This window comes from Colwellia sp. 5_MG-2023 (assembly GCF_030547795.1).
Classification (GTDB): domain Bacteria; phylum Pseudomonadota; class Gammaproteobacteria; order Enterobacterales; family Alteromonadaceae; genus Colwellia.
In genome coordinates this window covers 1-12,628 of the sequence record NZ_JAUOPW010000030.1, presented here as the reverse complement: position 1 = coordinate 12,628, position 12,628 = coordinate 1, and the positions used below count along the sequence as shown (strand labels likewise).

The 12,628-nt window shown below is 36.2% G+C and carries 10 protein-coding genes; 7 read left to right on the top strand and 3 right to left on the bottom strand.

The window, feature by feature from the left end; all coding sequences use genetic code 11:
- Position 1: 1 nt before the first annotated feature.
- On the top strand, positions 2-1,384 hold the full coding sequence (locus Q4496_RS15625) for a sigma 54-interacting transcriptional regulator (RefSeq protein ID WP_289847518.1): 1,383 nt from the start codon (positions 2-4) through the stop codon (positions 1,382-1,384).
- A 12-nt stretch (positions 1,385-1,396) separates the two neighbouring features.
- On the opposite strand, the gene Q4496_RS15620 is transcribed toward Q4496_RS15625, so the two are convergent.
- Positions 1,397-2,047, bottom strand: a complete 651-nt coding sequence (locus Q4496_RS15620) for a hypothetical protein (protein ID WP_215971952.1) — start codon at positions 2,045-2,047, stop codon at positions 1,397-1,399.
- A 298-nt stretch (positions 2,048-2,345) separates the two neighbouring features.
- On the opposite strand from Q4496_RS15620, the gene Q4496_RS15615 reads away from it, so the two are divergent.
- The gene (locus Q4496_RS15615) at positions 2,346-3,035 is read left to right on the top strand and encodes a 2OG-Fe(II) oxygenase (RefSeq protein WP_215971953.1); all 690 of its coding nucleotides are present in this window, start codon (positions 2,346-2,348) and stop codon (positions 3,033-3,035) included.
- A 110-nt stretch (positions 3,036-3,145) separates the two neighbouring features.
- Here the strand turns inward: Q4496_RS15615 and Q4496_RS15610 are convergent, their stop codons facing one another.
- The gene (locus tag Q4496_RS15610) at positions 3,146-3,685 is read right to left on the bottom strand and encodes an isochorismatase family protein (RefSeq protein WP_215971954.1); all 540 of its coding nucleotides are present in this window, start codon (positions 3,683-3,685) and stop codon (positions 3,146-3,148) included.
- Between the two features lie 125 nt (positions 3,686-3,810).
- Here Q4496_RS15610 and Q4496_RS15605 point away from each other — a divergent pair, with 125 nt between their 5' ends.
- A complete protein-coding gene (locus tag Q4496_RS15605; RefSeq protein ID WP_303602326.1) occupies positions 3,811-4,083 on the top strand; it encodes a YfcL family protein in 273 nt (90 codons plus the stop codon).
- Positions 4,084-4,132: 49 nt separating this feature from the next.
- Here the strand turns inward: Q4496_RS15605 and mnmC are convergent, their stop codons facing one another.
- Complete coding sequence (gene mnmC / locus Q4496_RS15600; RefSeq protein ID WP_303610791.1) at positions 4,133-6,178, bottom strand: bifunctional tRNA (5-methylaminomethyl-2-thiouridine)(34)-methyltransferase MnmD/FAD-dependent 5-carboxymethylaminomethyl-2-thiouridine(34) oxidoreductase MnmC; 2,046 nt, start codon at positions 6,176-6,178, stop codon at positions 4,133-4,135.
- Between the two features lie 277 nt (positions 6,179-6,455).
- On the opposite strand from mnmC, the gene fabB reads away from it, so the two are divergent.
- From fabB to Q4496_RS15580, 4 genes are all read left to right on the top strand, one after another.
- Entirely contained in the window at positions 6,456-7,667 is a 1,212-nt protein-coding gene (gene fabB / locus Q4496_RS15595) for a beta-ketoacyl-ACP synthase I (protein ID WP_215971957.1), read from the top strand.
- 140 nt (positions 7,668-7,807) lie between these two features.
- A complete protein-coding gene (locus Q4496_RS15590) occupies positions 7,808-8,956 on the top strand; it encodes a 4-phosphoerythronate dehydrogenase (protein WP_303610790.1) in 1,149 nt (382 codons plus the stop codon).
- 44 nt (positions 8,957-9,000) lie between these two features.
- Complete coding sequence (locus tag Q4496_RS15585; RefSeq protein ID WP_215971959.1) at positions 9,001-10,020, top strand: aspartate-semialdehyde dehydrogenase; 1,020 nt, start codon at positions 9,001-9,003, stop codon at positions 10,018-10,020.
- A gap of 314 nt (positions 10,021-10,334) precedes the next feature.
- On the top strand, positions 10,335-12,628 hold a 2,294-nt coding region (locus tag Q4496_RS15580; RefSeq protein ID WP_303610789.1), incomplete at its 3' end, for a FimV/HubP family polar landmark protein.

Below are 12,628 nucleotides of genomic sequence, written 5' to 3'. Positions count from 1 at the left end.
TATGAAATTATCAGATCATCAACCCATGACGAATATTGAGCAAGATAAAATTTTAATTGTTGACGATGATCCTAGCTTATTACGTTTATTAGGTATACGTCTATCTGCAGCGGGGTATTTAGTTGAATCTGCAGCTAATGCAAAAGTGGCATTGGGTATGTTAAAAAGTTTTCACCCCCAATTAGTGATTAGCGATTTACGTATGGAAGGAATGGATGGCATGGCGTTATTTGAACAAATACGTCAACAATCACCTAATGTCCCCGTTATTATTATGACCGCACACGGCACAATACCAGATGCGATTAATGCAACCAAACAAGGTGTTTTTAGTTTTCTAACTAAACCTTTTGAAAGCCAACAGTTACTTGAAACGGTTGCTCAAGCTATTCGTTTACAACCTTCAAGCTCTACTAATAAAGATAAAGAAGCGACATGGCGTGAGAAAATAATTAGTCGTAGCGCTATTATGGAATCGTTATTGCAACAAACAAAGCAGGTTGCTACAAGTGATTTTAGTTTACTTATCCATAGTGAAAGTGGTACTGGTAAAGAGCTCTTAGCACAAGCAATTCACCAGGCAAGCCATCGTTCTGATAAACCATTTACGGCGATTAACTGTGCCGCAATTCCAGAACAGTTATTAGAATCAGAGTTATTTGGTCACGTTAAAGGCGCATTTACGGGAGCGGATAAAAGTTACCAAGGACTTTTTCAAGCCAGTAACGGAGGCACATTATTCTTAGATGAAATTGGTGATATGCCAATGGGGTTTCAGGTTAAGTTACTCAGAGCTTTACAGGAAAGAGAAGTGCGTCCTGTGGGCAGTACACAAGCCGTTAAAGTTGATGTTAGAATTATTTCAGCTACTCATAAAAATTTGCAGGAAGCGATAAAAGAAAAAACGTTTAGAGAAGATTTATATTATCGTTTAAATGTGGTTGAACTAGAATTGCCGCCCTTAATAGAACGTCGAGAAGATATTCCTTTACTTGCTCAACACTTTCTTAATCATAGCAGTAAACAAACCAGTCTTGATATTAATGGTTTTTCGCAAGAAGCAATGGAGGTACTTATTGCTGCTCCGTGGCCTGGGAATATTAGGCAATTACAAAATGTTGTTGAGCAGAGTGTCGCTTTATCTCGAGAAAGTATAATTGTCGCGAGTTTAGTTAAAAATGCTTTGCGTGACGAAAGTAGTTCATTACCTTCATTTCAGCAAGCTAAAGATGAGTTTGAACGAGATTATTTAGCTAAATTATTAAAGCTAACGGAAGGGAATGTATCTCAAGCAGCTAAAATAGCTCAGCGCAATCGTACTGAGTTTTACAAGTTATTGAATCGACATCATCTATCTGCTGAAGCGTTTAGGGTAACCGAATAATATAAAAAATATTTAATCTTTTTTGACTTGTACAAAGTGAAGGCTAATTTTTCCTTGAGACGTCCAAGAGCAACGAGTACCTTGAGGAATAAATAGTGCTTCGTCTGTATTAATTGTGTGTATATTTTCTTGTTCATCAGTACAAATAAGAGTGCCACATTTAACTAAAATGAATTCATTATAAGGAAAGGCAATAAGCCCTGTTTTAAATTGTCCTCCTTGCCATACTCCTGCGGTAAATTTTTTGTTATAGCTTTGATATTCAACCTTTTTTTTGTAACCGTCAGACGTGTCTTGCCAAGGAGTTTCATTTTTTTCATCAATAAAAAAAATATCTTTAAGTTTTTCTGATATAGGTAAGGACTGTTCCGATGCTAGGTAAGTAAGATGAAAAGTGATTAAATTAGCACTTTGTTGCCATTGATAAGTATAACCTTGTGGAATAACAAAGCTTTCTCCCTGATTTACCTTATCAACTTTACCCGTAATTGTGTTCTTTATTTCAGCAGAGCCCTCTACTATAGTGACGAACTTATCGCTGTCATGTGACGTTGCTCTTTTCATATGATTATTACTATCTTGAATGCCGACACTGAGCCCTAGTAATTTATTTTCATAATAGCTCTGGCTAGATTTATTGTGTGCTGATAGTTTTAATAACATTGTATTGTGATCCGTTGATTCTACACTATGGTTGTTAGGAAACTTGAAACTTGTTATTTTTTAAGCTTTTAGTTTGTAAAATATTAGCTCGTAAGGCACCTATGTTTAAGGTCTTAACTTTTATGTCTATCTCGGGTAAAAATAAAAGATAGATAAAGGGTTTTTATTAGTATATAAAACAGACGTTGAGATGAATAGCTGATATTGTGCATCAAAAGTTACTCGTCGCATATGTTCACAATTAGATTTATCCTTTTAATGTGGCTATTACTTGCCCAATTACACCATAGAACAGACCATGAACCTACCTAAAGCTAGCCTTCTTGACGATGATTCATCATTGTTTGAATCGCTATTTGAATTCATCGCGAATGATATTATTGAAAAAGGTTACAGTATTCGACCTTATGCATTACCTGAAAATTTAACCAATTTATTATTACACCATATTACCGAATTACCTGAATCAAACTTTAAACGGGCAGGTATTGGCCGCGCTAAAGATCATATAATTAATGATTTTATCAGAACAGATGAAATCAGTTGGATAACAGGAAGTAGTGAAGCTGGCAGTGCGTGGATATCATGGGCTGCGGCATTACAGGCTTATTTGAACAGACGGTTATTTCTCGGTTTATTTTCTTTTGAGAGTCACTTTGCTCGTTATACCAAAGGCGATTTTTATAAAAAACATAAAGATGCTTTTAAAGGTGAGGGAAATCGCGTGTTATCTGTTGTGGTATACCTTAATCAACATTGGTCAGCAGATGATGCTGGCGAGTTAGTGATATACGATAAAAAGCTACCAGCTTCAGCTGCTATTGATAACAAAAAAGTAACGGTGATCCCAAGTTTTGGCACAATAGTGGTTTTTTTAAGTGAAGAGTTTGTTCATGAAGTTCTACCGGCAAAACGTGATCGTTATTCTATAGCGGGTTGGTTTCGCTTAAATAATAGTATTGCTAATAATATTGATCCACCAAGTTAATCTTATCGCTTTTAGTTTTCTTTTAAATTTTTCTTAACTATAACTGTCTGTTAGAGGTCTCTGCTTGTTTATTAAATCGTACTTAGATTATATTAATCAAGCAGCACAGGTTATTTAACTAAATTAAGAATTTCTTTAAATTCACTGGCCCTGCAATCTTTAACAAGTTCATATAAACACATTTCTAGCCCAGAAATATCAAGGCCTCTATTAATAAGTTTTTTTATTGCTAACTCTTTATTAACAAGAGTTCTGGCCGATATGCAGTCTGTCACCAACTGTACTTTTAAGCCTAGTAGATGTAAATGCAATGCTGTTTGATAAACACAAATATGTGCTTCAATGCCGCAAATAAGCCAAGTATCAACATCTATCGTGTTAATTTGTTCGATGAATGAAGGCTCTGCGCATCCATCAAAAGTAAATTTAGTAATTGGAGAGTTGGTTGCTAGTAACGTTTTTAGTTCATCAGTGGTAGCACCAAGTTTATCAGGATTTTGCTCCAGTAAGATAACCGGTAAATCAAGCGCTTTTGCTCCTTTGATGAGTTTTTCACAATTCGAAATTAACGTGTGACTATCATGAACTAAGCGTGCCAGCTTTCCTTGGATATCAACAACAATAAGACCTGTTTTTTCTCGTTTTAGCATAGTCACACCTTAACTTTAAATTTTACTTGTGTTCAATATATCAATAACAATATTTGGATCAAGCTTATTTAATTTAATAGAATCGGTATAATACGAACCATGACGACAATAAAGAATAGAAAACCATGATAGAAAAAATAAATACGTTAAATGATCTTTACCAATATTTAGATAATCTTTTTGATCAAGATGTTGATAGTGATACGCTCTTTGCCGGAGGCTATCTTCGCGGTTTAGTTTCGTTGGCCGCAACCGATAGTGGGGATGAACAACAAGCTATGTCTGCAGCCTTAGTGGAAAATGTTTCACAAAGATTAGCAAATGCAAAATCTGAACTTAGTCCACAAGATAATGCGATAGTCCAAAATTTCTGGTCTGTTGTGCAAGGTTTAATGTAATACGGATTAAGTTTATACTCTGTTAATGTATCTGAGAACCGAGGTATTGTTAAATTTTTCGTCTAATAATATCTCGAATGACAAAACGATTTGGACTTAAATTGAAAAGCATTTCGTTATCAACAGGGTAGGGAGTAGCACACAAGTCAGCTGCTAGAATATCGGCAGCCAATGGTGCTGAACATAGGCCTCTAGCACCAAAGCCCATCATGACATATAAATTATCAATAACCGGTGCAATTTGATCATACTTCCAATTTTTATCTTTGGCTAAATGTGGATATATTTCAATGTGTTTTTCAATATCAGGCATAGCACCCACTATTGGCATATGATCAGGGGTCATACAGCGTAACCTTGATTTACTTCTAGCAATGTCACTTGTATCCCAACCTATTTTTTGAGTTAATTCAGGTAAGCAAGTTGATAACATATTTAGATTGAATTGATCTTCTTCAGATGTCGTTGTGGTTCTTGTACAGTCTTTATTAAATGTAGCGCCAATAGCATGCATATTGTTATGTTGAGGGGTTAAATAACCTTTATGACATATCACTGTTGAAAGGTCACTGATACTTTCATTGGTATTCATGTTGGTTACTTGGCCTTGAACTGAGCTAAAAGGTAATTGTTTTACCCAGTCAAAATCAATTATTTCTGCGCCTCCACAAAAAACAACAACACAGGCATCGAATTCACCTTTATTTGTGAGTAACGTCCAGTTTTTCTGATGACTATTGTTAGGTTTACCTGTTTCTATTTTTTTTATTTTATTTACTAATATATTATTTTCAACTTTTAATCGACCAGTGGCTTTTGCTGCATTGATTATTTGTTTAACCGCATCTTGCGGTGATATCCAGCCTGCATGTGGCATAAATAAACCACCATGAGTTAACTCTATATTAGCTAACTCACTTGCCTTGTTAGCATCAACCCTATGAATTAGTTTTGTTGGCCAAGTGGCTAACTCATTAAACTTCTGTTGACGTTTTTCAAGTGCCTCTTTATAGGCTATTTCTAATAAGCCACACCATTGGTGAGGAAAACTAAAACCATCTTCAATAATCGTATTATAAAGTGTTTTAGCTCGCCAAAATGCTTGTTGATAAAACAAACTAATATCATCGGCTTGTTGGTGTAATAAAGGATATAAAGCACCAATTGCGTTACTTGATGCGCCTTGAGCAAGCGAGTTATCTTTACAGTAGATAGTTACTTTAATACCTTGTTTAGTTAAAGCTAATGCGGCACAAGCTGAAGCAATACCACCGCCGATGATGCTGACATGTTGCGGTTTAGTGATAATAGAGCGAAGTTGATACCCTTTTTTTGAATAAGGATTTTGTTGAAAAACGCCAGTTAACATTTCGTGCTTATTACCGATACAGGCTGTTTTTTGTGTTCTAAAGCCAACGTCTTGCATTTGTCGTTTTACAAAACCAGCGACAGTAAAGGTGGCTATGCTAGCTTCAGGTTTCGATAAACGAGCTATTTGTTCGAATAATGCCTTACTCCACATTTCTGGATTTTTAGCAGGAGAAAAACCATCGAGATACCATGCGTCAGCTAAATCATTTTTTAGTGGATTAAGGTTGGATAACCCTTTGGTGGCATCATTAATAATAACAGTGAGCGTGACTTTATTATTAAAAAAACTAAGCGAAAACTCTTCAACGTTGTCGTTGTCACAAGATAACTCAGGATATTGTGCTAATAGTAAGTTAGAAAAATTAGTTAATTGTGGTAGTGCTTGCAGTGATTTAACCAACTGTTGCTTAGTAAGTGGAAATTTTTCAACGCTAATAAAAGATAATTCAGGTAATTCCTTATCTGTGACTTCTTGTAATAATTTATGGTACGCCTGTAAGGTCAATAGAAAATTAAGTCCGGTACCAAACCCAGTTTCCATAATCACAAAACGGTCATCTTTGTGTTTTATTCTATCACTGATATTGTTTCCTAATAAAAAAACTTGTTCGCTTTGTTGATATCCAGATTCACTATCAAAGTAAATATCAGTAAATTGTTTAGAATATGGCGTACCATCTTGCTGAAAGCTTAACTCAGGGGATGATCTAACAGGTTTTTTCAAAAGAAACTCAACTATATACAGTGCATAATGTCTGAGATTTTACGTTAATTTTAGCTTTAGATCAGCGTAATTACATTTTTATTATTGTGATAACGTAGATATTCTATCAGTAACATTATATTATGGTGTACAGGTGTACGCTGGTTGGTCTGTTTTTAGTTTACTTGTTGTACCAGTTATTAGATTAAGCTCAGTATAATACTCAGTATTTTTTGTGTATCAAAGTCTGAACTTTCCAAATTCGTACTTAATTTTTTATTAAACAATGGTTATTTAAATGAAACGTGTAGTAATCACCGGTATCGGTATTGTATCTAGCATTGGTAATAATGCTGATGAGGTTTTAACCTCTTTAAAATCAGGAAAATCAGGCATTACATATTCAGAGAGTTTTGCTGAACAAGGGTTAAAAAGTAATGTTTGGGGTAAACCTAACATTGATATTAAAGATCATATCGATCGTAAAGCATTGCGCTTTATGGGTGATGCAGCAGGTTATGCCTACATAGCGATGGAGCAAGCCATTACTGATGCAAAACTAACAGAGGAACAAGTTTCAGATTTTAGAACGGGTATTGTTGCTGGTAGCGGTGGTGCATCGTCAGCAAATATTGTTGCTTCTTGTGATACTTTACGTAATCGTGGTATTCGTCGTGTTGGTCCTTACGCAGTACCTAAAACTATGGGTAGTACAGTTTCTGCTTGTTTAGCTACACCATTTAAAATTAAAGGCGTTAACTACTCTATCAGCTCTGCTTGTGCAACGAGTGCTCACTGTATTGGTCATGCAATGGAGCTTATCCAGCTAGGTAAGCAAGATGTTGTTTTTGCTGGTGGTGGTGAAGAAGTTGATTGGTCTTTAGCTATGATGTTTGACGGCATGGGCGCATTATCTGCAGGTCGTAACGATACACCTGAGTTAGCATCACGTACTTATGATGCAGACAGAGATGGTTTTGTTATTTCTGGCGGTGGCGGCATGGTTGTTGTTGAAGAATTAGAGCATGCTTTGGCTCGTGGTGCACATATTTATGCTGAAATTGTTGGTTATGGCGCAACATCTGATGGCTATGACATGGTAGCACCAAGCGGTGAAGGCGCGGTACGTTGTATGCAACAAGCAATGGAAGGTGTTGAAGGCGAAATTGATTATTTAAATACTCATGGTACTTCTACACCTGTTGGTGATGTTAAAGAGCTAGGCGCTATTCAAGAGTTGTTTGGTGAAAATTCCCCTGCAATTAGCGCAACAAAAGCAATGACTGGTCATGCACTAGGAGCTGCTGGTGTTCATGAAGCCATCTATTCAATTTTAATGATGGAAAATAGTTTTGTTGCACCATCGATTAATATTGATAACTTAGATGAACAAGCAAAAGGTTTGAATATTGTGACTGAGAAGTTAGACAAAGAGCTTAACTTAATTATGTCTAATAGTTTTGGCTTTGGTGGAACTAATGCAACGTTAGTGATGAAAAAATATAAATAATAGCCTTTAGCGAGGGGACTTAAATAAAGCCATATTAGGTATTTACTTATTATGGCTTTTTTATTGCTTGCCTCTGCAAGTGCAGTTACTCTATAACTTAGTTTTTGAACACTCCCGCTAAATAAATAAATGAAAAATTAATGAAAATATTCTTCGATGAAAACATGCCTTACGCTAAAGAGTTTTTTAACGATTTTTGTAAGGAAGGGGACTTGATACCTTTCTCTGGGCGAAACTTAACAGCAGAGCAAATAATAGATGCTGATGTATTATTGGTTCGCTCAATTACTAAAGTTAATGAAGCGCTTTTAAAAAAGAATAAAAAGCTTAGTTTTGTTGGTACCGCAACTATTGGGTTAGATCATATTGATCAAACCTACCTAGCTCAACGCAATATAGATTTTCATTCTGCACCTGGCTGTAATGCTATTTCTGTTGCTGAATATGTTATCAGTAGTTTGGTGGTGTTAGCAGAACGCTATTTATTAAATTTAAGCCTATTAACGGTTGGGATTGTTGGTGGTGGTAATACTGGAACACGGTTAAGTGAAAAGCTAACAGCGTTAGGTATTCCATATAAAATTTGTGACCCTTTACTTGAGCATAATAAAGAAGATACAAGAGACTTTTCATCGTTAGAAGAGGTGTTAGCGTGTGATGTTATTTCATTACATGTGCCTAAAATTACTGATGGTGATTATCCAACCTATCATTTATTAAATGAAGAACGCTTAGTTAAATTAAAAGACAATCAAATATTAATTAATGCCTGTCGTGGTGAAGTCATTGATAACCATGCTCTATTAGCATTAAAGTTACAAGGCCATGGACTAAAAATTGTGCTGGATGTATGGGAAGGTGAGCCGGAAGTATTAACGCCACTTATTGAACATACAGAAATAGCGACAGCACATATCGCAGGTTATAGCTTAGAAGGAAAAGCAGGTGGAACAGAAATGCTTTATCAGGCATTATGTCGCCATATAGAAAAACGTCAGAATATTAATCTTGAGCCAAAACGTAAATTAATTAACTTTTTACCTCCTGCAAATATTTCAGAAGTAAAATTAAATCAAGAATTTAATGAAGAATTGCTAAACCAACTGGTAAAAATGGTTTACGATGTAAGACGTGACGATGCTATTTTCCGTCAGCACTTATCAATTAAAGGTTTTGATAGCTTAAGAAAGAACTATCCGGTAAGACGGGAGTTTTCAGCGGTACAAGTTACCTTGTCATCTAGTACCTCAAGTGATGTGCCACATCGCTTAGGTTTTAATAAAACATAAACTAGCATTAGTTTAGCTAAATTTAACGAAAAAGAGAGAGGATCATGGCACAGAAATTTGATGTATGCATACTTGGCGCAACAGGGCTAGTTGGCAAAACCATTATGGAAATTTTAGAACAAAGAAACTTCCCAATTAATAAATTATACCCATTAGCAAGTGCTCGCTCTGCTGGAGAATTTATTGAATTTAATGGCGAAAGCATTGAAGTGCTTGATGCAGATAAGTTTGACTGGAGCTTAGCGCAAATTGGCTTTTTCTCTGCTGGTGGTGCAACGTCAGCAAAGTTTGCACCTTTGGCTGGTGATGCCGGTTGTATCGTTATTGATAACACCTCTGAATTTCGTTACGACGACGATATTCCATTAGTTGTGCCAGAAGTAAATCCAGAAGCATTAGCTGAATATAGAAACCGCAACATCATTGCTAATCCTAATTGTTCAACTATTCAAATGTTAGTGGCGTTAAAGCCAATTCAAGATGCTGTAGGCATTGATAGAATTAACGTGTGTACTTACCAATCAGTTTCTGGTGGTGGTAAAGAATCAATGGATGAGCTTGCAAAGCAAACGGCTGATTTATTACAAGGTAAGCCAGTTGAATCTAAAAATTTCTCTCGTCAAATCGCATTCAATGTAATTCCGCAAATCGATGTTTTCCTTGAAAATGGTTACACCAAAGAAGAAATGAAAATGGTTTGGGAAACCAAGAAAATATTTGGAGATGATAACGTTTTAGTTAACCCTACGGCCGTTCGTGTTCCGGTATTTTTTGGTCACGCTGAAGCGTTGCACATTGAAACACGTAGCCAAATCTCGGTTGATGAAGTTAAAGCATTGCTAAGTAATGCAACAGGTGTTGTATTATGTGAAAATGATGAAGATTTCCCAACACAAATTGGTGAAGCAAGTGGCCAAGATGATACTTATGTCGGTCGTGTACGTGAGGATATCACCCACCCAAATGGTATTAACTTATGGATTGTTGCAGACAACATTCGTAAAGGCGCTGCTACTAATAGTGTTCAAATAGCTGAGTTGTTAGTGAAAGATTATTTAAGCTAATAAAATACGATAGAAAAGTAGCAAGCTCAACTTATCCATTATAGTTTACTTGTTACTCTTAAGAAAATTTAAAACTCGCCGTTAACATTGTATAAAATATGTTAATTGCGGGTTTTTTGTTTTATATCACTAAAATATTGAGATATTTACGTTGAATTTGCTATTATTCCTAATGACAAACTAATCGTTGTATTAAAGCTACACCTTTAAATGGAATGATTTTTGCTTATATTTTAAAGATTAACTATTATCGAAATATTGTCAAATAACTGACCTATAGCTAATTTTGCAAAACAATAACTAGGAAAACTTCGATGCCAAAATTATTACACCTGTGCCTACGGCAGGTTGTTCTTAGCATATCAATAGCTAGTATATTAAGCGCTAGCCTTATCATTACTAGTGTATCCGTTATTGGTTTCCCTACTTTTGCTCAAGAAGCTTTACCAGAAAGAGCTGGCGTTCGTATGTTAGGCCCTAAGGGATCAGATGTTGTACGTTATGAACGTTATGGCCCTATAAATAAAAGTGATACGCTATGGAATATAGCGTTAACCGTTCGACCTGATAATCGCTTAAGTGTTTATCAAGTGATGCAAGCCCTATATCAAGCTAATCCTAATGCCTTTGTTGATGGTAATCTTAACCTTTTAGTTAATGGCGAATATTTAAAGATACCATCGTTTGAATATATGATGTTAGTTGACACTAGTGCAGCAAAGAAAAAATCTAGTGAAGACGAACAAGCATGGAAAAACAACTCATCTAAGAAATCGACCTCAGCATCAAAAACAGCTAGACGGAATGTTAATAAACAAGATTTAGATACCGTAAAAGTCGAGCTCAATGATCAATTAGAAAAAATAGATAGTGAACAACAGTTACGCTTAGAAAATATCCAACAGGATATTTTAGATTCTATCGGTGGTTTACAAGCGCTTTTAAAAGAAAATGAGGCATTACGCCAACGTTTGTCATCTTTTAATGATCAATTAGACACAATGCAGGCAGAAGTCGCTAAAAGCAAAGAAATTAAGCTACAAATGGATGATATGATTCAATTGCAGCAGGCGTTACTGGCAAAAGCACAAGCGAGAGAAGAAGAACTACTTTTAGAAAAAGAACAAGCCAAGTTAGATGATAATATTTTTAGTAGTCAATGGTTTGTTGTATTAATGGCAACATTACCGGCCATTTTAATCTTACTTGTGGCTGCATTTATCCTGAAGCGTAGGAAAAAAGAGCCTGCAACCCTAGAAGATTCTCCAAAAGAGCCATTAAAAGAAAAAACTAAAGCTGACAAAGTCACAGAAGAAGTTGAAGCGCCTGAAGAATTGTCGCTCGACGATGAATTATCATTAGATGAAGAACTATCTCTGGATGAAGAGTTATTACTAGATGATGAATTATCACTAGATGACGATTTATCTAGTGATCTTCTTGAGACTGATGATAGCGATGTTATACACCTTGATGGTGACGATGACACATTAAATGACTTAGACGATTTAGATGACTTGGATGATCTAGACGACATGATACTTGATAAGGAGGTTGATGAATCAGCTTTACTTGAAGGTGGAGAGTTAGATCAATCTGCACTTGATTCCTTACTGGCTGGCAAAGATGAAGATAAAGACGAGTCTCCGGAAGATGATGTTTTAGCAAATAATGAACTAGATCAAAATGATTTGGATGACTTGTTAAGTGGGCTTGATGATGAAGCAAATATTCAGGAAGAGGAGCCTTTAGTTTCAGAGGAAGTAGCTGAGTCTGAAGTAACCGACCCAGATGATATTGATGCCTTGCTAGATTCTATTGATGTTGATGCGGATGAAGCTATTGCAGAAGAGCCAGCTGAATCTGAAGTAACCGACCCAGACGATATTGATGCCTTGCTAGATTCTATTGGTGTTGATGCGGATGAAGCTATTGCAGAAGAGGCAGCTGAGTCTGAAGTAACCGACCCAGACGATATTGATGCCTTGCTAGATTCTATTGGTGTTGATGCGGATGAAGCTATTGCAGAAGAGCCAGCTGAGTCTGAAGTAACCGACCCAGACGATATTGATGCCTTGCTAGATTCTATTGGTGTTGATGCGGATGAAGCTATTGCAGAAGAGGCAGCTGAGTCTGAAGTAACCGACCCAGACGATATTGATGCCTTGCTAGACTCTATTGGTGTTGATGCGGATGAGGCTATTGCAGAAGAGGCAGCTGAGTCTGAAGTAACCGACCCAGATGATATTGATGCCTTGCTAGATTCTATTGGTGTTGATGCGGATGAAGCTATTGCAGAAGAGCCAGCTGAGTCTGAAGTAACCGACCCAGATGAAAATGATGAACAAACGGCTATTGATGAGTCAGATGTTAGTGAGAATAAAGCTAAAATTGAAAGTTTAACTGAAGAGTATATCTCGCCGTTATTATCAACGGATTTTAGTGATATTTTGAATAAGTCATCAGAAGATAAATTAACAGAACCTGAGCTAGATGAAGCTGAATTGACTCAAAAAAGTAATGAGTTAACCGATGACGAGCTTGATATCGATGACCTAATTGCTGATATGGAACAGTCAAATGATAGCTCACTCGACAATGATGTTGA

Excerpts from the sequence above, each read along its gene's own strand:
- Q4496_RS15625 (WP_289847518.1), top strand. The coding sequence starts at position 2 with ATGAAATTATCAGATCATCAACCCATGACGAATATTGAGCAAGATAAA.
- Q4496_RS15620 (WP_215971952.1), bottom strand. The coding sequence starts at position 2,047 with ATGTTATTAAAACTATCAGCACACAATAAATCTAGCCAGAGCTATTAT.
- Q4496_RS15615 (WP_215971953.1), top strand. The coding sequence starts at position 2,346 with ATGAACCTACCTAAAGCTAGCCTTCTTGACGATGATTCATCATTGTTT.
- Q4496_RS15610 (WP_215971954.1), bottom strand. The coding sequence starts at position 3,685 with ATGCTAAAACGAGAAAAAACAGGTCTTATTGTTGTTGATATCCAAGGA.
- Q4496_RS15605 (WP_303602326.1), top strand. The coding sequence starts at position 3,811 with ATGATAGAAAAAATAAATACGTTAAATGATCTTTACCAATATTTAGAT.
- fabB (WP_215971957.1), top strand. The coding sequence starts at position 6,456 with ATGAAACGTGTAGTAATCACCGGTATCGGTATTGTATCTAGCATTGGT.
- Q4496_RS15590 (WP_303610790.1), top strand. The coding sequence starts at position 7,808 with ATGAAAATATTCTTCGATGAAAACATGCCTTACGCTAAAGAGTTTTTT.
- Q4496_RS15585 (WP_215971959.1), top strand. The coding sequence starts at position 9,001 with ATGGCACAGAAATTTGATGTATGCATACTTGGCGCAACAGGGCTAGTT.